This window comes from Aliiroseovarius crassostreae, from assembly GCF_025137635.1.
GTDB lineage: Bacteria > Pseudomonadota > Alphaproteobacteria > Rhodobacterales > Rhodobacteraceae > Aliiroseovarius > Aliiroseovarius crassostreae.
In genome coordinates, this window is record NZ_CP080772.1 from 372,448 (window position 1) to 391,188 (window position 18,741).

The following is an 18,741-nucleotide window of genomic DNA, read 5'->3' on the forward strand; positions in this document are numbered from 1 at the left end:
CAACCTGAGGATATTGACATGGCTGACGCAAATTACGCGAAATTCAGCAAGCGCATGCGTGATATTGAAACGCGCCATCGCAAGATGTCGCGCGGATATGTGCAATTGGTTGAGCGCGACGGGCTTTTGGTGCCTGCGTCGCGCAGTGGTGGCTTGCGCCGCGGTTTTCCGCTGCGTGGGCTGGCGGTCGCCTTGGCGCTGTTTCTGGTGTTCAAGGCCTTTCTTATGGTCCAGCTTGGCGCAACAACCTACGAGACCCGCGTGGCAAAACTGGCTGCGGGCACCGGGATAGAGCAGGCCGGGGCCTGGGTGATGGCGACCGATCCGATTTCGCAGTGGATCGCTGGCCGGATGCGCACCCTGTTTTGACACATCAGCACCAATGCGGTGTGCAGTCGCCGAAAGCGACAAGCCCTTGCGGTCGTTCGGTCGGGGGGCTTTTTGCTGTTTAAAGTGTTTCGCCTTATTATTGAGGCACAATAATAAGGCGAAACACTTATGGGGTGTGACCTGAGGGCGGCGCGGGCACCCTCGGATGCTCCGCCCCTTGCGGATCACTCATAAATCGGCGGAGAGGCATAGGCCACCAGCCCAAGCTTGCGGGCGGTGTCCATGGTCAGAATATCACTGTTGAACTGCGGGCTTTGAAAGGCCCGGATTGCGGCCCGTGTCGGGGCATCCAGCGTGCTGGTGACAGGGCCGTCATAAAAGCCGCGCGCCTGCAGGGCCCGCTGAAGCGAGGCAATGAACTCGGGTGTGAAACTCGGCGGGCAGGGCACTTCGAAATAATAGGTCTGCCCCCCTGCGGTGATCACCTGGCGGGTGACGGTTTCATAACGTGGCGGGGTAATGATCGTGTTGCCATCCGGGGCAAAGACGGCGGGTTCGACCTGTTTGCTTTCTGTGATCGTTTCGATCGCGGCGGGCGTGGTATCCTTGCCGTAGCAGGCCCCGATCCGCCCGCCTTTCGGCCGTTCACCGGGGGCAAGCAGGATGGCGCCTTCGGGCAGTTTGGTCGCCTCGGGTGCGACAGAGGTGCAGCCCGTCAGGACCAGTCCCAGAAAGGCAATGGGGAGTGGAAAGGAAAGAAGGCGCATGGGGTCTGCTCTTATCTGATTGCGGCCATTTTCCGGGCAGCCTAGCGGTATTTTCCCGCCGCCGGTAGCCCGCTCTTTGTCCGGGTGCAGGCTCGGCAGAAGGATGCTGCCGCCTCGATGTCACTTTTCCCGCTGGTTTTGTCATTGATGGGTCGAAATTGCGCCTCACACCGCTTATATCGGCAAATTGAAGCGGTTCGGGACAGCCTGTGCAACAGGCACCCCCCGATCCGCCCGTGAAACTGAACTCTTTTATCGCGCGCAGGGTTTTGCCTGTTTCTGGATGACATCAGCGCGCTTTGGGAAAGACCCGCTACAGCAACTGGAGAGAGCCATATGGCAAAGATCACCTATATCGAGCATAACGGCACTGAGCATGTCGTGGATGTGGCCGCTGGCCTGACCGTGATGGAAGGCGCGCGCGACAATAACGTGCCCGGTATCGAAGCGGATTGCGGCGGCGCCTGTGCCTGCTCCACCTGCCATGTTTATGTGGATGAAGCCTGGGTCGAGAAGGTGCCGGCCAAGGACGCGATGGAAGAGGATATGCTCGACTTCGCCTATGAGCCCGATCCCAATCGTTCGCGCCTGACCTGCCAGTTGAAAGTCACCGATGCGCTGGACGGTCTGGTGGTGCATCTGCCGGAAAAACAGATCTGATGACCGACGGGGTAGGGCACGCGCCGCGCCTGCCCGCCCGTCTGTGGCGCGGCTGCGCGCGCGGCGCTGTGCTGGCCTTTGCGCTGGTGGCAGGGGGGCTTTCCCCGGATGTCGCCGTGGCAGAGATCACCGGCGCGGCCTATGGCGCCCCGACCACGGCCTATGGCCACGGGGTGGTGCCGGGGGGCGAATATCAGGGCATTGAGTTTACGCTTGATGGCACCCGAATGATCGGGAATGCGGTTCTGGGGGGTGTTTATGAAGACACGTCCCCACGGCTGATTGATGTCACGGGGGATGGCAAACCCGAAGTGATCACCGTGGTGTCCTATTTCGACAAGGGCTCGGCGCTTCGCATCTGGGGCGAACGCGCGGCACCGGATCATCCGATGGGTTCCGAAATGGTGGTGCTGGCCGAAACGGCCCCGATCGGAAAGCGGCATCGCTGGCTTGCGGTCATCGGGGCGGCCGACCTTGATGGCGATGGTCATATCGAGATCGCCTATATTGACCGGCCGCATCTCGCGAAAACCCTGCGGATCTGGCGCCTTGAACAAACTGCGCGCGGTGGGCGGCTTGTTGAGGTCGCCTCGAAAACCGGGCTGACCAATCATCGGATCGGGCAGGAGTTCATCACCGGTGGCATTCGGGAATGCGGAGCGGGGCCGGAGATCATTACCGTGGATGCGGGCTGGCAGAACGTCATGGCGACGCGGTTCGAGGCGGGGCAGATCAAGAGCCGCCGGCTTGGACCGTTCTCAGGGCGAGGCGCGGTTCACGCGGCGCTTTCCTGTCAGGGCTAAACGCGTCTGGGCCGTGCAAAAGCACCTGTTTCTTCCGAACTGTCCCTGACCTTGGCCCCGGATTTTGGCGTGGCGTGGCGTGCCGTCGGTCGGGTGCCCTTTTACCGGATGATCCCTGAGATCTGGAATTATGGCGTCGCCGTGTGCCCTGTCCGCCGCTGCGAGAGGATCAGGGCAAAAGCGGCCACTCCAATCGGCACAAGGCTGGCGATGACCAGCAGATTTGCACCACTCCATCCGATCCAGGCCATAACGACCCCCGGCAGGAACGCCCCCAGCATGGCAAAGACCCCGATCGAGACGTCATTTACGGCCTGAACCGACAGCGCATGATCTCGCGGGGCGTTCTGGGCCACCAGATACGAGCCTCCGACATAGGTCATGTTCCAGCCGATCCCCAGCAGAACCAGCGTGGTCTTGATGGTTGGGATGGACAATGGATAGAGGGCAGCCGCTGCCGAAGACCCGACAAGCAACAGGGTGCCAATCAGGCAGACCGCCATCGCGCCAATGCCTGAAATGATCCTGCCCATGAAAAGCGACGGGACAAACATGGCCAGAACATGCCACTGGATGGAAACGGAGATCTCCTGAAAGAAACAGCCCAGATCATCGAGGATCAGTGATGCGGAAATCATCAGAAGGTTCATCGCGCCATACCCTGTCGCGGCGCAGGCCATGCCAAAGGCCAGTTTGGGGGTGCGCAGTGCTGCGTGCAGGTCTGCCAGCCGGAACTTCCGGGGGGATGTTTCCGGCCAGGGCAGGGGGGTCAGCACCACCAGGGCAATGATCACAACCGACAGCACCGCGATGCCCAGGTAAGAGGAGGCAAAGAGGTTTGTCGAGAACAGAGCCTGGCGCGACAGGAGCGGGCCGATAAGGGCGGCCGCCGTTCCGCCAAAGACCACCAGCGACATGGCCTGCGCCTTGCGCGCCGCCGGGGCGACCTCAAGTGCGGCAAAACGATAGAAATTCACATTTGCCAGGTTGATCCCCAGAAACGCATGGGACAGGCACAGCAGCACGGGATCCGACCAGATCACAGCCAGATAGCCCAGAGCGCCACCAATGACACCGGAAAACGCGGCGAGGACAAAGACCGGCTTGCGCCCGAAGCGCTCCATCAATGCTGCCGAAGGGTAGGTGGCCAGCAAGAGGGCCAGAAACTGGATCCCGTAGGGCACAGTTGACAGGCCGCCCGTCCAGCCGATCTCTTGCGCAATCAATGCCGAAACCGTGACCGAGATCACGGCGGAACTGAGGCCAAGCCCATTGCCAAGAGCAAGGCTGATGACCGGGAAGAAGGAGGTGATGTTTTTGAAAGCCGTTTTATGCAATTTGCCGCTCCCCCTGATTTTTCGCCTCTGTTGAGGCCAGAAGCGCCGAGGCGAGGTAGGATTCCCCGCTGTCATACGCAAGTGTTGCGACGAGCGCGTCAGGGTTTGCCCTGGCGATGCGTTTGGCGGCGGCGTAATTGGCACCGCTGGTTATGCCCGGAAAGAACCCGATATCTTTTGCCATTTCGCTCTGGCCGAAATGCGCCTCGGAAGGGGATATGGTCTGGGTCTGTTCAACCAGCGAAAGGTCGAGGAAAGGCGGCACCACCCCCACGGCAAACCCTTCCAGCGGATGATCGACAAACCTGTCTGTTGCCAGGTCGCAACCCTCGGGCATCACCAGATGGGTGGACAGCGTGCTGAAATTGGCGCGCAGGCTGGCTGCAATGCCGGTAAAACTCGCCCCGGTTCCGGCGCCTTTCACAAGGATAAGCCGTTGTCCCGGCGTCAAAACCCGCGCAATCTGGTCGCTGAAATCCGGGCCGGTTTCCTCCAGATGCGCCTTCAGATTGGCCCGGTTGGCGAATTGATCCGTGAAGACCCATTTGTCTGGTTCCTCCGCTCTCATCTGCGCGATGACCTCTTTGGGGCTTTTGCCAAGGCGCAGCGCATCTTCCCCCACAAGGCGGGCGCCATACCGTTGGCAGAGCAGACGTTTGACCGGCGAAAACGAGAGCCCGATGACCAGATCCACACCGATATCATAGCGCGCCGCCTCGAACGCGAGGCTCACCCCCAGATTCCCCCCCGACTTCTCCAAGATCCGCTTTGGCCCACCAGGGGTGAGTTGGCCCGATGTGAGGGCCTCTTGCAGGATGTGCCGCGCTGCACGCGCCTTGTGTGACCCCCCAGGCTGAAGGGCTTCCATCTTGACGATGATGTTTTCAAACTGTCGAACCGGGGTCTTAGGCCACATGAGAGGGTGCCTCGTGTAGATGTGTGGAAAAGCTGTCCGTTGGGATCTGCGGCTTCACGATCGTATCGGGGACAACGTCGCGGGTGATCAGGGACCAGGGGCAAATGAAGCAATCATCGCCGATGTGAACATCCCCTAAAACCCGGGCAAAAGCTCCGATCTGGACACGGTTGCCGATGGTCGGGTGGCGTTTGCGCGCATCGTTCCCGGCAATGCCCCGTGCACCCAGCACGACACCATTGAGGATATAGCAATCCGACCCGATCTCACAGGTGGCGCCGATCACCGTGTTGGTCCCATGATCCAGCACAAACCGTTTGCCGATCGTGGCCGCGGGATGGATCTCCACGCCGGTCAGGCTGCGGGCAAAATGGCTGATCGCCATGGCGTCACGGGTATGTTCACCCGATTTGGCGTCCGACCAGAGCGCATGGGCGATCCGGTAGCACAGGGTTGCGATAAACGGCGAATGGGGCACCAGGGCAAATGCGGGCTGTCCCTCAAGAGAGGGATCTTTTTGCACATAAGCACACAGGTCTTCCGCCAGAATAGGCAATACATCAGCGAGTACGGACAGCGCATGTTCACAGGTAGATTTCTGCAGCCGTGAGTTGTTTGGCGCCCTGTCCCCCACTGGAAATAGCTCATGAATGGTTTTCTCTAGCAAATGGTCAACGTTCATGGGTTTCCTCACAGATGGAACCAGAATTAATGGCCACTCATTTGCCTGTGGAAATGTATGCGTCAACCGAATAAATGTCTTCAAGACAATAATAGGTAGAACGGGAGGGCGCGGCGATCATGTGGGTGCCAAAGCTGGAAACGGACCTGACAAAGCATGATGCAATTGTCAGGGCGCTGAAAAAATCTATTGAAAACGGGGAATTGCTTGCAGGTGACAGGCTTCCTGCTCAGCGCCAACTGGCCTATGCGCTTGGTGTGAACCTGTCGACGGTGACGCGGGCCTTTACAGAGGCGACACAGCAGGGTCTCCTTCAGGGGGAAATCGGCAGAGGGACCTTCATCAGCCCATCCAGCAAATCCGCCCAGCTGTTTGCGCGCAATGCAAGCTGTCGGGATATGCTTGACCTCAGCAAGATCTCACCACCTGAAATTGATCATGACAGTTTGCGCCGCCTCTTGCTGGAATGTGCCGAAACGGGCAAGGACCTGTTCGGATATGCCATGCCAGAGCAGATCCGGCTGGCCTGCAATGCCGCCCGGGACTGGCTGGCCTGGAGGGGCTATGACCTTGCCGGCGGAGAGGTTGCGCTGACCGCCGGGGCCCAGGCCGCGTTGCAGGCGGTGTTGGGAAATGTGATGGGGCCGGGTCAGACGCTGCTGACCGAAGAATTCACCTTCCCCGGGCTCAGGACCATTGCCCAGTCCATGGGATTGCGATTGCAAGGGGTGGCCTGTGACCAGCAGGGGCTCAGGCCAGATGATCTGGCGGCGGTGTGCAAACGGGTGAAGGCCAAGACGCTGGTGATCACGCCAAATATCCAGAACCCGACAGGAACCATCATGGGGGCGTCCCGCCGGGCCCGGATCGCAGAGCTGGTGGCGGAATTTGGCCTGACCGTTGTGGAAGATGATGTGTATGGCAGCTACTCCGGCATGCCGCCTTTTGTCAGCGCGCTCCCCCGTGGCCATATCCTGATCTCGAGCCTGTCCAAATGCCTGTCCCCAGCCCTGCGCTTTGGCTTCGTGGCCGGGCAGCACCCGGCTGTCAGCAGCCTGCAGGCAAACCCGGCGCTGACAAGCTGGCTCACCTCTCCGCTTCCCCTGATCATGACCACACAGATGATCCGCAATAAAGACGCGATGCGGATCGCCGACCGCCAGTCCCAAATCGTCCGCGCGCGCTGGGCGGTTCTTCGACGGATTTTTCCCAATATTCAGGCGCACCCGGCAACCCATCTCTGGCTGGAGGTCGAGAATGAAGGGCAGTTCATACAAAAGGCGCGGGATGCGGGCATCGAAGTGGTCGCCTCAGACCATTTTGCCACATCGCGGACAGAGCGCAATTACATCCGCTGCTCCCTCACATCCGTGCGCAGCATTGCAGAATTGGCGCATGGGTTTGACACCCTGAAACAGCTCGGCGCAAGGGTGCCGGGAAATGCGCCGGGCGAAAGCGTTTCGGGATAAACTTGACACACATGTTTCTTCCGAAACGCCCACGACATTGATATCTCTTGCAGCGTTTCAGTTTTGCCCAGTGTTTTTGCCCTGTGTCAGGTTAAAACCGAAACGCTTTAAAGGCTCCAGGTTGCCCAGCGGGCGGCCGCCTCCCCCTTCTCTTTCCCTTGCTCCAAATATCCCGGGGTGAGCGAGCGCGTCTCGCGAGGGGCAGCGCCCCTTTTCAGGCTCACGCAGTGAGCCACCAAAAGCACCGAGCCCCCGCGAGGCCCCCTCAAAAGAAACGCCCCGCAACCAGATGGCGCGGGGCGAGTTCCACCATGGGATGTCACGGCGGAAATATCGCGGCGGTAACGACCAGACGGTCTTGTGGTCGTCAGAGCGCACGCCAGCCGATATCGGACCGATAGAAGCCCTCTGGCCAGTCGATCCCGTCGATCATCGCATAGGCACGGTCGCGCGCCTCCTGCAGGCTGTCGCCCCGGGCCGTCACGTTCAGGACACGTCCACCCGTGGCGGTGATCCTGCCGTCCTTCTCGGTGGTGCCTGCGTGAAACACCATGTTCTTGCTGTCTTCGGGCAGGCTGTCCAAGCCTTTGATCACGGTGCCTTTTTCGTAAGATCCGGGATAGCCATTGGCCGCATAAACAACGGTGATCGCGTGATCATGCGCCCAGTTGACCTGAGCGTCCTCCAGCCGTTCCTCGGCACAGGCCAGCAGCAGATCCAGCGCCTGCGCGCCAAGGCGCATCATCAAAACCTGACATTCCGGGTCCCCAAAGCGGACGTTGTATTCCACCAGGCGCGGCTGGCCGTCCTTGATCATCAGCCCGGCATACAGAACGCCCTGATAAGGCGTGCCGCGCTTGGCCATCTCGGCCACGGTGGGGATCACAATCTCATCCATCGCCCGGTTGGCAATCTCATCGGTCAGCACCGGGGCAGGTGAATAGGCGCCCATCCCGCCGGTATTCGGCCCGCTGTCGCCTTCGCCAACCCGTTTGTGGTCCTGCGCCGTGCCCACGGCCAGGGCGGTTTTGCCGTCGCACAGGATGAAATACGAGGCCTCCTCACCTTCCATGAACTCCTCGATCACCACTTCGGCGCCCGCGCCGCCAAAGGCGCCGCCGAACATGTCGTCGATGGCGTCCAGCGCCTCCTCTTCGGTCATCGCCACGATCACGCCCTTGCCGGCCGCCAACCCGTCGGCCTTGACCACAATCGGGGCGCCCTGCTTGCGGATATAGGCCTTGGCAGAGCCCGGATCGGTGAAATGGCCATAGGCCGCGGTGGGGGCGCCTGCCGCGTCACAGATTTCCTTGGTAAAGCTTTTCGAGGCTTCCAGCTTCGCCGCTTCCGCCGAGGGGCCAAACACCTTGATGCCCGCCTCGCGCAGGCGATCCGCCACCCCGGCGGCCAGCGGCGCTTCGGGGCCGACAATCACGAAATCGATGCTGTTTTCCTGGGCGAATTCAACCACCACACCACCATCTTCGATATTGATCGAGGCGCATTCCGCAATCGCCGCCATCCCGGCATTGCCGGGGGCCGCGATCAGCCGGTCACATTTCGGGTTCTGTTTGACCGCCCATGCCAGCGCGTGTTCACGCCCGCCGCTGCCAAGAATAAGGATGTTCATCTGTGCCCCCTGGTGTCGCGTCTGATATGGTTTGGGGCATAGCGGGCCGCGTCCATGGAAACAAGCCTGTTGCGGCGCTATCATCTGAGGAAAATTTTGCCAGTGCCTCTGTCTGTGCCTTTGCCCGTGCCTGTGCCTGTGCCTGTGCCTGAGCTGGGCGCGACCGGGAACGCCCCGGCAGGGCGGCGCTTTCTTTTCCGCTCATCTGGCCCCTCATCTGGCGCCAAAGCGTTTCGACGTCAGCCTGAGGCTGGGAAACGCCGAAACTCCGCAAGAGATATCGCTGTCATGCGCCTTTCGGAACAAACATCTGTTTCAAGTTTATCCCGAAACGCTTTAAGGTCGGGACAACATCGTTACGCGCACTCGGGATCCCCTCATGTCCGACCTGATCGACGACCCCATGCCGGGTCAGAACACGCCTGAATATACCGTCGCCGAAATCTCGGGTGCGGTGAAAAAGACCATCGAAGGGGCGTTTGGGCGTATTCGCGTGCGAGGAGAGGTGGGCCGTGTGTTCAAAGCCCGCTCCGGGCACCTTTATTACGACATCAAGGATGACGGCAATGTCCTGTCCTGCACCACCTGGAAAGGGCAGGCCGCACGCCTGTCCGTGCAGCCAGAGGAAGGGATGGAGGTGATTGTCACCGGCAAACTCACCGCCTTTGGTGCCCAGTCCAAATATAACATGAATGTGGACGAGGTGGTCGTGGCGGGCGAAGGCGCGCTGATGGCCATGCTGGAAAAGCGCAAAAAGAAACTGGCCGCCGAAGGGTTGTTCGATGAGGCGCGCAAACAGAAAATCCCGTTCCTGCCCGAAGTGATCGGCGTGGTGACCTCACCGTCCGGGGCTGTCATCCGGGACATCCTGCACCGGCTGCGCGACCGGTTTCCCCGCAAGGTGCTGATCTGGCCGGTGGCCGTGCAGGGCGCGGCCTGTGCCCCCGAAGTGACCCGCGCGATCGAAGGGTTCAACCGGTTGACACCGGGCGGCGCATTGCCCCGCCCCGATCTGCTGATCGTCGCGCGTGGCGGTGGCTCGATCGAGGACCTCTGGGGGTTCAATGAAGAAGAGGTGGCGCGGGCGGCAAGCGCCTCACAGATCCCGCTGATCTCAGCCGTGGGGCATGAAACGGATACAACACTGATCGACTATGTGTCCGACCTGCGTGCGCCCACACCGACGGCTGCGGCTGAACATGCGGTGCCGGTGCGGCTGGAGCTTTTGGCCTGGGTTGAAGAGGCGGGTGCCCGCCTGTCCCGCGCCATCGGACAGGGGGTGACGCAACGCGGCCAGCGCCTGCGCGATCTGTCCCGCGCGCTGCCGCGCCCCGAGACGCTGTTGGACGCGCCGCGTCAACGGTTGGACCGGGCAGAGAAGGACCTGCCCGCGGCGCTCCGATCCGTCACGCAACACCGCAAGGTGCAACTGACCCAGGCGGCGGCGGGGCTACGCCCACAATCCCTGTCGGGGATGGTTTTCACCAAGGGGGAGGAGCTGCGCAAGATTGGCGCCCGCCTGACCCCCGCCCTGTCACGGGCTAATGCTGAGAAACGCCGCGATTTTCAACGCGTTGCCGGTCGCCTGAGCGCGGGGCGCATTCAACTGGAAACCACCCGCAAACAGGGGGAGCTGAGTGAACTGTCCACCCGCCTGACCCGCGCTTTCGAGATGAGCATCTCGCGCCAGTGGGACCGGCTGGGGACGTTGGACCGGATGCGCCAGACACTCGGCTATACCGAAACACTCCGGCGCGGCTATGCCGTGGTCCGCGCCGAGGGCGCGCTGGTGACAAGTGTCGCCGCTGCCCGGTCGGGAAAATCTTTGGAGATCGAGTTCGCCGACGGGCGCTTCCCTCTCGATGTCGCCCCCTCGGACCAACCACCAGCCAAGCCGCCGTCCAAACCCCCATCCAAATCCACGCCCAAACCCGCGTCTCAAAAAACGAGCGCCCCGGCCAAGCCTCGCAAGGTGGACCCGGAACAGGGCTCACTGTTTTAACGCGAAAGGGGAGGGGGCGCTGCCCCCGGCTTCGCCTTCCCCGGGATATTTGGGGCAAGAGGAAAAGCGGGGTAGGCCCCCTTTTTTCTTGCTGAAAATACCTCGGGGTGAGCCTCAAAGAGGCGAGGGGCAGAGCCCCTTTAAGGGTGATGGGATCAGCGTTTGGAGCCACGCGGCGCAGTGGGTTTTGCCGAGGGTTTTGCTGTGGATTTCGCGGAAGGCTTTCCGGATGGTCTGCCGCTGGGGGCGCCTTTGGGGCGGGTCCCCGGTCTGGCTCCGGCTTTTGCGCTGCCTTTGAAGGCCGGTTTGGTCGCGGATTGCCCGCTTCGCGCATCGGCGCGTTCCTTGGCGCGGTCGGTTTTTTGGGTCAGCGCAGCGGCCTTGCCTTTGCGGCGGCGCATCGGGGTGCGTGTTTCGCTTTCTCCGTCCAGACCCAGCTGATCGCGCAGGACGCGGCGGCGCACTTCTTCGACTTCGCCTTGTTTCAGTGTGCCCAGTTGAAAGGGGCCATAGCTGACACGCAGAAGCCGGTTCACGGTCAGTCCGACCGCTTCCATTGCCCGGCGAATTTCGCGGTTCTTGCCTTCGCGCAGGGCCACGGTCAGCCAGGCATTTGAGCCTTGTTGCCGGTCGATCGAGACGGTCATTGGCTGAAAACGCTCCCCATCAAGGGTGATGCCTTTTCGAAGCGGTGCGATCATGTCGTCGGTGGGTTCCCCTTTGACGCGCACGCGGTATTTGCGCACCCAGCCGGTTGCCGGCAGTTCCAGCTTGCGCTTGATCTCACCGTCATTTGTCAGGAGCAGCAACCCTTCGGAATTGAGGTCGAGGCGTCCCACGCTCATGACCCGGGGCATGTCCTCGGGCAGGGCGTCGAAGACAGTTTCGCGGCCCTTTTCATCCCGTGCGGTTGTGACGAGCCCGGTGGGTTTGTGATACAGCCAGAGGCGAGCGGGTTCAGGGTCTGCCAGTGCCTTGCCATCGACAATGATGCGATCCTTGCCGGTGACGTTCAGGGCGGGGCTGGTGATGACCTTGCCGTTCACGCTGACCCGACCGGCTTCGATCATGCGCTCCGCTTCACGGCGGCTGGCCACGCCGGCACGGGCCAGGACTTTGGCGATACGATCCCCCGATTTGGGGGTGGCGGGGGTATTTTGCGGCTCTTTGCTCATACCTTGCCATAGCCTGCGCGGCCACAAAGGGCCAGATGGAAATGACGGCAGGTGCCGTTGGAAGGGCGTGGGGGGCTTGGCAATGGGGCAAATGACGGGCATCAAGGCCCTATGAGCCCGTTCACATCCCATATGCACACCGCCCTTGAAGAGGCGCGCGCCGCAGAACTGCGTGGCGAGGTGCCTGTTGGGGCCGTTATTGTTGCCCCAACGGGTGACGTGATTGCGCGGGCTGGCAATCGGACCCGTGAACTCAACGACCCTTCCGCCCATGCCGAGATGCTGGCCATCCGCTCTGCCTGCGCCACGGTGGGATCCGAACGCCTGCCTGGACACGACCTTTTTGTCACGCTGGAGCCTTGCCCGATGTGTGCTGCGGTGATTTCCGCCGCCCGGATCAGGCGTGTCTATTACGGTGCGGCGGATCCGAAATCCGGGGGGGTGGCGCAGGGTCCGCGGATCTTTTTGCACCCGCAGTGCCATCATGTGCCAGAGGTCTATGACGGGATTGCCGAAGCGGAATGTGCCGCACTGCTGACGGCCTTTTTCCAAAAGATGCGGGATTGAGATGGATCTGGCTCTGGCAATTTTGCCCATTCTGCTCACGCTCCTGACCGGTTATGCGCTGGTTCGGTTTGGGATGATCCCGCGCGAACACTGGCCCGCAATTGAGACGCTTTCCTTTCGCCTGCTGATCCCGGTGATCCTGTTGCGGATCATTTCGAACGTGGATTTCTCGGCCGCCAGCATGGGCCCTTTTGCGCTGTTGCTGATCAGCGTGGTCAGTCTCGCAGGGGCGGGGGTGTTGGGGCTGCGCCTGTTGCCGCAAACCCTGCTGCCCAACCCCGCCTTCACCACGTTGTTTCAGACAACCACCCGCTGGAACGGCTTTGTCGGGCTGGCGGCGGCTGAGTTGTTTCTCGGAGCGGAAGGGGTGGGCCTAATCGCCTTGGCCATGGCGGTGCTGGTGGCCCCGTTGAACGTGGTGAATGTGGCGATCCTCGCCGGGTTCGGTCCGGGCAAGGCCTCGGTGAAAAAAATTGCACTTGGGATTGTGAAAAACCCATTGGTGCAGGGGGGCGCGCTGGGGCTTGCGTTGAACCTTGGTGGCATAGCGATCCCGAAACCGATCGACGATACGCTTGAGCTGATTGGCCGGGCCGGGCTGGGGGTTGGTATTCTGGCCATCGGGGCGGGGATTTCCTTCCGGCGCCTGCTTGTGCCCCAATTGCGCATCATCATGGGGGTGCTGCTGCGCCCCGGCCTGACGGTGGGGCTGCTGCTGTTGCTGGCCCCCCAGTTCAGCCTGACCGCAGAACAGACCTTGGCGGGGATCTTTGTCTTTGGGGTGTCCTGTGCCACCAACGGCTATGTCGTCGCCCGCCAGATGGGAGGGGACGCCGATCTGTATGCGGATGTGATGACCTGGCAGACCCTGCTGTCGATGCTGGTGCTTCCGGGAATGGCGATCTGGCTTCTGCCCTGAAGTGGGCCTTGCCCGTGGTGATTGCCGCGCCCAATGCTCAGGGGCTCTGCCCCTCGACCTTCGGTCTCACCCCGAGGTATTTTGCGCAAGAAAAAAGACCCTATCCACTTTTCCCCTTGGTCCAAATATCCTGGGGTGAGCGGCAAAGCCGCGAGGGGCAAAGCCCCTTGCTGCGAGGTGTCGCGGTGCAAGGTCGCGGGCACTTTCGATATGGGCCAAGTGCCAACCGCGCCGGCTTGGTGCCAGACGCGACGCCACAATGCCTTACCTGCCTGCTCCAGCCCTTGTCGGATAGGGTGTGTCCGCGTCGGGGGCTGCGATGATTTCCGTGCGCCCGCCCGCGTTTTCCACCTCTGCGGCAAGGATGTGCAGGATGCTATAGCTGTCGCTCCCCGCTTCAAGGCTTTGATAATGCCACGGAAACTGCGCAAATATCCCGAGGAAGTCCTGATCCAGCTCGCTGTCCCAGTTTTCGGCCACCACCCGTGCAACGGGGGTAAGATCCGGCCCGGGGTCGGTGATCCATAGCTGGAAATACCCTTCATATGGAGCCGATGTGTCTGGCGGTGATCTGTTCCAGCCCAGTTTTCTCAGAAACCGGAAGATCATAGCGTGATGGGCACCAGCACCTCGGGTTCGATCACATCAACCCCCGGCAGGCCATCGCGCAGGGCGTCTGCGGATTGTTCCAGCAGGGGAAAGGTGCGGTAGTGGCACGGGATCACGGTTTGGAAGTTGAAATACCGTTTTGCGGCATAGGCGGCGCGGGTCATGTCCATGGTAAAATGCCCCCCGGCGCAGAGGATGCCGATATCAGGCCTGTGCAGGTCCCCCATCCATTCCATATCCGCCATGATATCCGTGTCGCCGGACAGGTAGATCACGTGGCCTTCGCCCTGGATCATATAGCCTGCTTCCGCCCCGGTATAAATCGGTCCGTTGGCCCCGGCCATGGACGAGCTGTGCGCCGCGCTTACCATGGTCACCTTCGCGCCGCCCAGATCAACCGTGCCGCCCTTGTTGAACCCAACCACGGACATCTCGTGCTTGCCTTCCCACCAGCTCATCAGGTCATAGATGCCCACGCAGGGAATGCCCAGCTCACGGCAGATATCCAGCGTGTCCCCGGTGTGGTCCCCGTGCCCATGGGTCAAAAGCACATGGGTGGCGCCGGCAAGGGCCTCGGCGCGACGGTCCTCGGGAAACATCGGGTTGCCGGTCAGCCATGGATCCACCAGCAGAACGGCATTTTCAATTTCTATCCGAAATCCGGAATGTCCCAGCCAGGTGATTTTCATCGGTCTCGTCCTTCCATAAGCGCCCGGTTCGGGCCGTCGCCCATAGAGTAGCGCCTGATCTCGCCCTGTCACCTGTTTAACCTGTCACCTGTTTAACCTGCCGCACCCCCACCCGCCCCCCCGTCTTTCACTGACGCTTGCCCCTTGGGGCTGCACGGGCTAAACGGGGCGACAACATTACATGCGAAATCATCGGGGGCACCCCATGTCGATCGACATCGAAACCGCGCGCAAGGTTGCGCATCTGGCCCGGATCCGGGTGGAAGAAGACCGCCTGCCGGAGCTGGCAGAAAACTTCAACGCCATCTTGGGCTTTATCGAACAGCTGAACGAAGTGGACGTGGACGGGGTTGAACCGATGACCTCGGTCACGCCGCAGCGCCTGAAACGCCGCGAAGATGTGGTGACCGATGGCGATATGCCCGAAAAAATCCTGTCCAATGCCCCAGATGCCCGTGAAGGCTTCTTTGCCGTGCCGAAGGTGGTTGAATAATGACTGAGCTGAACAAACTGACCATTGCCGACGCCCGGGATGCCCTGCGCAAGGGCGATCTGACCTCGGCTGAGCTGACCGAAGCCTGCCTGACCGCAATCGAAGGCGCGGATGCGCTGGGCGCTTTTGTGCATAACACACCGGATCTGGCACGCGCGCAGGCCAAGGCTGCGGATGCACGCCTGCAGGCCGGGGACGCGCCGGACATGTGCGGTATCCCGTTGGGGATCAAGGACCTTTTCTGCACCAAAGGTGTGCCGTCACAGGCGGCGTCAAACATCCTTAAAGGGTTCACGCCGGAATACGAATCGACCGTCAGCCAGAACCTTCTGGACAATGGCACCGTGATGCTGGGCAAGCTCAATATGGACGAGTTCGCCATGGGCTCCTCCAATGAAACGTCGTGTTACGGCAACGCGGTGAACCCGTGGCGCCGGGGCAACGAAGATACGCCGCTCACGCCGGGCGGCTCCTCCGGTGGGTCGGCCTCCGCCGTGGCTGCGGATCTCTGTCTGGCGGCCACCGGCACCGACACCGGCGGGTCGATCCGCCAGCCCGCCGCCTTCACCGGCATCACCGGCATCAAGCCCACCTATGGCCGCTGCTCGCGCTGGGGTGTGGTGGCCTTTGCCTCGTCGCTCGATCAGGCTGGCCCGATGACCAAATCAGTGCGCGACGCCGCGATCATGCTGGAAGCCATGTGTGGCCATGACGCGAAAGATTCGACCAGCGCCGATCTGCCCGTGCCGAATTTCGAAGCGATGCTGACCGGCGACATCAAAGGCAAGAAAATCGGTATCCCGAAAGAATACCGCATGGGCGGGATGCCTGACGAGATCGAGGCGCTCTGGGCCAAAGGCGCCGACATGCTGCGTGACGCAGGGGCCGAGATCGTCGATATCTCGCTGCCGCACACCAAATATGCGCTGCCCGCCTATTACGTGATTGCGCCGGCCGAAGCCTCGTCAAACCTCGCGCGCTATGACGGGGTGAAATACGGTCACCGCGCCACGCTGGAAAGCGGCGAAGGCATCAATGACATGTATGAAAAGACCCGCGCCGAAGGGTTCGGCCCCGAGGTGCAGCGCCGTGTGATGGTTGGCACCTATGTGCTGTCGGCCGGTTTCTATGACGCCTATTACAACCGCGCCCGCCGGGTGCGTGCGCTGATCAAGAAAGACTTCGATGATGTGTTCGCCGCTGGTGTCGACGCGATCCTGACCCCGGCCACGCCCTCTGCGGCCTTTGGTCTGGGCGAGATGAAGGACGCGGACCCGGTCAAGATGTATCTCAACGATGTCTTCACCGTGACCGTGAACCTGGCCGGGCTGCCGGGGATTTCGATCCCTGCCGGGCTGGACGCTCAGGGGCTGCCGCTTGGCCTGCAGCTGATCGGTCGTCCGTGGGAAGAGGGCGATCTGCTGAATATCGCCCATGAGGTCGAAGCCCGCGCCGGTTTTGTGGCAAAGCCGGGGAAATGGTGGTAAACCTCCACGGGTTTTACGGATGAGCTAAGCAAAGGACGGCCAAGATGCGTATTTTCACGAAACCAGTTTCGGTCGCGGTTTCCATGGTGGTGCTGACCGCCTGTGTTGATACACGTATGCCTGACAGCGCGGCTCATCTGCCGAAAAGCCCGTTTGACGGAGGGGCGCCGCTTTCGGCAATGATCGAAGGCAGTGCGGTCTCGAGCCAGCCGCTGGAGGCCTCAGCGCCGATCCCGGCTGCTGCGCCCGATGCGCCCACCTCAGCCGCAACCGGCAATGCCGGGATTTCGGATGAACAGGACTTCCAGGCCGTTTCGTCCCGGGAAACCATCGAAAGCGACGCGGCGCGCCGTGCGGCCAATCAGGCACAATATCAGCAGATCGAACCGACCGCCCTGCCATCACGCCCGCGCGGCCTGGGGGTCTCCATTGTCGAGTTTGCGCTGTCGACCCAAAACCAGGTGGGGCAGTCGCTCTATAAACGGTTCAGCCTCGGTGGGCAGAGCCGCTATGAGCGCAATTGCGCAAGCTATGGGTCCACAGATGCTGCCCAGCAGGCGTTCCTGAACTCCGGCGGTCCCGAAAAGGATCGCTATGGTATCGACCCGGATGGCGATGGCTTTGCCTGTGGCTGGGATCCGGCACCGTTCCGCAAAGTGCGCGCAGCCCAAGGCACCGCACCTGCCCCCCAGACTGCGGTCAGCGCCGCGGATCTGGCCGCTGCCGGGATCACGGGGGAGCCTTCGGGGGCTCCGGCCCTGCCCACACTTGTGACGGGTGAGACGCTGAACATTTCGACTGAGTGAGCGCGGCCAGATGTCTGGTCGCGACGGGCCTGCCCCCCGGATCCTCCCGCATCCTTCCCCTAATTTTGGCCCAAGACGCGATGGGCTGCACCCGTCGCTGATTGTGCTGCATTACACAGCCATGGACAGCGCAAAAGCCGCGCTGGATCGGCTGTGCTCGCCAGAATTTGAAGTCTCCGCCCACTATCTGATCTGCCGCAAAGGGCAGATCTATCAGATGGTCGCCGAAGAGATGCGCGCCTGGCATGCCGGGGCAGGGGAATGGGCCGGGGTGCAGGATATCAACTCCCGCTCGATCGGAATCGAACTCGACAATGACGGTGCCTCGCCCTTTTCCGAACCACAGATGAGTGCGCTGGAGGCGCTCCTGCGCGGGGTCATGGCACGTTGGGATATTTCCCCCCAGGCAGTGATTGGCCATAGCGATATGGCACCAGGGCGCAAGATGGATCCGGGGCGGCGCTTTGACTGGGCGCGCCTTGCCCATCGCGGGCTGGCTGCCCGGTCCGGGGCCACACTCGCGGCGCAGGACGTCACCCCCGACAGGTTTCGCGCCTGCGCCCACCGCGCGGGATATACGGCCAACACAGAGGATGCCACGCTTCTGGCCGCTGTGCGCCTGCGCCACCGGCCCTGGGCAAACGGGCCGCTCTCCGCGGAAGATTTCGCCGCGCTTCCGGTTTGAGCCATTCCTTTTTTCTTGCCTGAAATACCTCGGGGTGAGCCTCATAGAGGCGAGGGGCAGCGCCCCTTATCCTCTTTATGCTTGACGCTCCCGCCCGCTGTTCCTATCCCATCCCCCACGCGGATGGCCGGATGACCGCGGGTGACTGTCAGGGCGTGCCCAGGCGTGACGCGAGGAAAGTCCGGACTCCATAAGGCAACGGTGCCGGGTAACGCCCGGCGGGGGCAACCCCAGGGACAGCGCCACAGAGAAAAGACGGCCCTGCATGTCGGGGTCAGGGTGAAACGGTGGGGTAAGAGCCCACCGCGCGACTGGCAACAGAAGCGGCACGGCAAGCCCCACCGGGAGCAATGCCAAATAGGAATCGCTAGGGGGCAACCCCGGGGCTGCCTTGGCCCTTCGCAGATTCGGGTTGGCAGCTTGAGCGCCCTGGCAACAGGTCGCCTAGAGGAATGGTCATCCAGGGTGGAAACACCTGGACAAAATCCGGCTTACAGGCCGTCCGCGTATATTTGCCCGATTCTTTTTGGGCCACATGACCTCCCGCGCCTTTTCTCCCTTCGGTCGACAGGCTTGGGCCTGGCTCACGGTGTGAGCCTGTGAGGATTTGCGCCGCTGCGCGCCGCGCAAGGGGGCTCTGCCCCCGGCTTTCAGCCTCCCCCGGGATATTTTTGACCAGAAAATGGGAGGGAGAAGTGTTTTCACCGGTTTTGCC

19 protein-coding genes and 1 other RNA gene are annotated in these 18,741 nt (G+C 61.8%); 12 read left to right on the forward strand and 8 right to left on the reverse strand.

Annotation, left to right across the window (positions count from 1 at the left end):
- Positions 1–18 precede the first annotated feature (18 nt).
- Complete coding sequence (locus K3J57_RS01835) at positions 19–369, forward strand: hypothetical protein (protein ID WP_173485771.1); 351 nt, start codon at positions 19–21, stop codon at positions 367–369.
- A gap of 185 nt (positions 370–554) precedes the next feature.
- On the opposite strand, the gene K3J57_RS01840 is transcribed toward K3J57_RS01835, so the two are convergent.
- Entirely contained in the window at positions 555–1,097 is a 543-nt protein-coding gene (locus tag K3J57_RS01840; RefSeq protein WP_259793580.1) for a peptidoglycan-binding domain-containing protein, read from the reverse strand.
- A 336-nt stretch (positions 1,098–1,433) separates the two neighbouring features.
- Between K3J57_RS01840 and K3J57_RS01845 the strand changes: the two genes are divergently transcribed.
- Together K3J57_RS01845 and K3J57_RS01850 are read left to right on the forward strand one after the other, a co-directional pair.
- Positions 1,434–1,757 carry a 2Fe-2S iron-sulfur cluster-binding protein gene (locus K3J57_RS01845; protein WP_055188107.1) on the forward strand — a complete coding sequence of 108 codons (324 nt, stop codon included), beginning with the start codon at positions 1,434–1,436 and terminating at the stop codon, positions 1,755–1,757.
- A complete protein-coding gene (locus tag K3J57_RS01850) occupies positions 1,757–2,560 on the forward strand; it encodes a VCBS repeat-containing protein (RefSeq protein WP_259796847.1) in 804 nt (267 codons plus the stop codon). The genes K3J57_RS01845 and K3J57_RS01850 overlap by 1 nt, the downstream gene beginning before the upstream one ends.
- 128 nt (positions 2,561–2,688) lie before the next feature.
- Here K3J57_RS01850 and K3J57_RS01855 read toward each other — a convergent pair whose 3' ends face one another.
- From K3J57_RS01855 to K3J57_RS01865, 3 genes are read right to left on the reverse strand one after another with little or no spacing between them, the layout of a single operon-like run.
- Positions 2,689–3,897 carry an MFS transporter gene (locus K3J57_RS01855; protein ID WP_259793589.1) on the reverse strand — a complete coding sequence of 403 codons (1,209 nt, stop codon included), beginning with the start codon at positions 3,895–3,897 and terminating at the stop codon, positions 2,689–2,691.
- A complete protein-coding gene (locus tag K3J57_RS01860) occupies positions 3,890–4,813 on the reverse strand; it encodes a PLP-dependent cysteine synthase family protein (protein ID WP_259793592.1) in 924 nt (307 codons plus the stop codon). The genes K3J57_RS01855 and K3J57_RS01860 overlap by 8 nt, the downstream gene beginning before the upstream one ends.
- Positions 4,803–5,495: a serine O-acetyltransferase gene (locus K3J57_RS01865; protein ID WP_259793593.1), complete on the reverse strand. Its 693-nt coding sequence runs from the start codon at positions 5,493–5,495 to the stop codon at positions 4,803–4,805. Before K3J57_RS01865 ends, K3J57_RS01860 begins: the two co-directional genes overlap by 11 nt.
- A gap of 119 nt (positions 5,496–5,614) precedes the next feature.
- On the opposite strand from K3J57_RS01865, the gene K3J57_RS01870 reads away from it, so the two are divergent.
- Positions 5,615–6,964, forward strand: a complete 1,350-nt coding sequence (locus tag K3J57_RS01870; protein WP_259796850.1) for an aminotransferase-like domain-containing protein — start codon at positions 5,615–5,617, stop codon at positions 6,962–6,964.
- A gap of 367 nt (positions 6,965–7,331) precedes the next feature.
- On the opposite strand, the gene purD is transcribed toward K3J57_RS01870, so the two are convergent.
- A complete protein-coding gene (purD, locus tag K3J57_RS01875) occupies positions 7,332–8,594 on the reverse strand; it encodes a phosphoribosylamine--glycine ligase (RefSeq protein ID WP_259796852.1) in 1,263 nt (420 codons plus the stop codon).
- Between the two features lie 379 nt (positions 8,595–8,973).
- On the opposite strand from purD, the gene xseA reads away from it, so the two are divergent.
- Positions 8,974–10,596 (forward strand): exodeoxyribonuclease VII large subunit, encoded by a 1,623-nt coding sequence (gene xseA, locus K3J57_RS01880; RefSeq protein WP_259793625.1) that lies wholly within the window; start codon positions 8,974–8,976, stop codon positions 10,594–10,596.
- Positions 10,597–10,751: 155 nt separating this feature from the next.
- Here xseA and K3J57_RS01885 read toward each other — a convergent pair whose 3' ends face one another.
- A complete protein-coding gene (locus K3J57_RS01885; protein WP_259796854.1) occupies positions 10,752–11,771 on the reverse strand; it encodes a pseudouridine synthase in 1,020 nt (339 codons plus the stop codon).
- A gap of 111 nt (positions 11,772–11,882) precedes the next feature.
- Here K3J57_RS01885 and K3J57_RS01890 point away from each other — a divergent pair, with 111 nt between their 5' ends.
- Together K3J57_RS01890 and K3J57_RS01895 are read left to right on the forward strand one after the other, a co-directional pair.
- Complete coding sequence (locus K3J57_RS01890) at positions 11,883–12,338, forward strand: nucleoside deaminase (protein WP_173485763.1); 456 nt, start codon at positions 11,883–11,885, stop codon at positions 12,336–12,338.
- A 1-nt stretch (position 12,339) separates the two neighbouring features.
- A complete protein-coding gene (locus K3J57_RS01895) occupies positions 12,340–13,257 on the forward strand; it encodes an AEC family transporter (RefSeq protein ID WP_259796856.1) in 918 nt (305 codons plus the stop codon).
- A gap of 264 nt (positions 13,258–13,521) precedes the next feature.
- Here K3J57_RS01895 and K3J57_RS01900 read toward each other — a convergent pair whose 3' ends face one another.
- Together K3J57_RS01900 and K3J57_RS01905 are read right to left on the reverse strand one after the other, a co-directional pair.
- On the reverse strand, positions 13,522–13,866 hold the full coding sequence (locus K3J57_RS01900; protein ID WP_259793631.1) for a hypothetical protein: 345 nt from the start codon (positions 13,864–13,866) through the stop codon (positions 13,522–13,524).
- Positions 13,863–14,555, reverse strand: a complete 693-nt coding sequence (locus K3J57_RS01905) for a metal-dependent hydrolase (RefSeq protein WP_259786144.1) — start codon at positions 14,553–14,555, stop codon at positions 13,863–13,865. The genes K3J57_RS01900 and K3J57_RS01905 overlap by 4 nt, the downstream gene beginning before the upstream one ends.
- Before the next feature lie 205 nt (positions 14,556–14,760).
- Between K3J57_RS01905 and gatC the strand changes: the two genes are divergently transcribed.
- From gatC to rnpB, 5 genes are all read left to right on the forward strand, one after another.
- Complete coding sequence (gatC, locus tag K3J57_RS01910) at positions 14,761–15,048, forward strand: Asp-tRNA(Asn)/Glu-tRNA(Gln) amidotransferase subunit GatC (RefSeq protein ID WP_055188129.1); 288 nt, start codon at positions 14,761–14,763, stop codon at positions 15,046–15,048.
- Entirely contained in the window at positions 15,048–16,535 is a 1,488-nt protein-coding gene (gene gatA / locus K3J57_RS01915) for an Asp-tRNA(Asn)/Glu-tRNA(Gln) amidotransferase subunit GatA (protein WP_259793637.1), read from the forward strand. The genes gatC and gatA overlap by 1 nt, the downstream gene beginning before the upstream one ends.
- A 44-nt stretch (positions 16,536–16,579) precedes the next feature.
- The gene (locus tag K3J57_RS01920; RefSeq protein ID WP_259793647.1) at positions 16,580–17,341 is read left to right on the forward strand and encodes a hypothetical protein; all 762 of its coding nucleotides are present in this window, start codon (positions 16,580–16,582) and stop codon (positions 17,339–17,341) included.
- A gap of 10 nt (positions 17,342–17,351) precedes the next feature.
- Positions 17,352–18,026 (forward strand): N-acetylmuramoyl-L-alanine amidase, encoded by a 675-nt coding sequence (locus tag K3J57_RS01925; protein ID WP_259793651.1) that lies wholly within the window; start codon positions 17,352–17,354, stop codon positions 18,024–18,026.
- 119 nt (positions 18,027–18,145) lie between these two features.
- Positions 18,146–18,536, forward strand: an RNA gene (rnpB, locus tag K3J57_RS01930) — RNase P RNA component class A.
- The last annotated feature ends 205 nt before the right edge of the window (positions 18,537–18,741 follow it).

Excerpts from the sequence above, each read along its gene's own strand:
- xseA (WP_259793625.1), top strand. The coding sequence starts at position 8,974 with ATGTCCGACCTGATCGACGACCCCATGCCGGGTCAGAACACGCCTGAA.
- K3J57_RS01845 (WP_055188107.1), top strand. The coding sequence starts at position 1,434 with ATGGCAAAGATCACCTATATCGAGCATAACGGCACTGAGCATGTCGTG.
- K3J57_RS01920 (WP_259793647.1), top strand. The coding sequence starts at position 16,580 with ATGCGTATTTTCACGAAACCAGTTTCGGTCGCGGTTTCCATGGTGGTG.
- gatC (WP_055188129.1), top strand. The coding sequence starts at position 14,761 with ATGTCGATCGACATCGAAACCGCGCGCAAGGTTGCGCATCTGGCCCGG.
- K3J57_RS01860 (WP_259793592.1), bottom strand. The coding sequence starts at position 4,813 with ATGTGGCCTAAGACCCCGGTTCGACAGTTTGAAAACATCATCGTCAAG.
- K3J57_RS01870 (WP_259796850.1), top strand. The coding sequence starts at position 5,615 with ATGTGGGTGCCAAAGCTGGAAACGGACCTGACAAAGCATGATGCAATT.
- purD (WP_259796852.1), bottom strand. The coding sequence starts at position 8,594 with ATGAACATCCTTATTCTTGGCAGCGGCGGGCGTGAACACGCGCTGGCA.
- K3J57_RS01835 (WP_173485771.1), top strand. The coding sequence starts at position 19 with ATGGCTGACGCAAATTACGCGAAATTCAGCAAGCGCATGCGTGATATT.
- K3J57_RS01865 (WP_259793593.1), bottom strand. The coding sequence starts at position 5,495 with ATGAACGTTGACCATTTGCTAGAGAAAACCATTCATGAGCTATTTCCA.
- K3J57_RS01895 (WP_259796856.1), top strand. The coding sequence starts at position 12,340 with ATGGATCTGGCTCTGGCAATTTTGCCCATTCTGCTCACGCTCCTGACC.
- K3J57_RS01885 (WP_259796854.1), bottom strand. The coding sequence starts at position 11,771 with ATGAGCAAAGAGCCGCAAAATACCCCCGCCACCCCCAAATCGGGGGAT.
- K3J57_RS01840 (WP_259793580.1), bottom strand. The coding sequence starts at position 1,097 with ATGCGCCTTCTTTCCTTTCCACTCCCCATTGCCTTTCTGGGACTGGTC.
- gatA (WP_259793637.1), top strand. The coding sequence starts at position 15,048 with ATGACTGAGCTGAACAAACTGACCATTGCCGACGCCCGGGATGCCCTG.
- K3J57_RS01925 (WP_259793651.1), top strand. The coding sequence starts at position 17,352 with ATGTCTGGTCGCGACGGGCCTGCCCCCCGGATCCTCCCGCATCCTTCC.
- K3J57_RS01905 (WP_259786144.1), bottom strand. The coding sequence starts at position 14,555 with ATGAAAATCACCTGGCTGGGACATTCCGGATTTCGGATAGAAATTGAA.
- K3J57_RS01850 (WP_259796847.1), top strand. The coding sequence starts at position 1,757 with ATGACCGACGGGGTAGGGCACGCGCCGCGCCTGCCCGCCCGTCTGTGG.
- K3J57_RS01900 (WP_259793631.1), bottom strand. The coding sequence starts at position 13,866 with ATGATCTTCCGGTTTCTGAGAAAACTGGGCTGGAACAGATCACCGCCA.
- K3J57_RS01890 (WP_173485763.1), top strand. The coding sequence starts at position 11,883 with ATGAGCCCGTTCACATCCCATATGCACACCGCCCTTGAAGAGGCGCGC.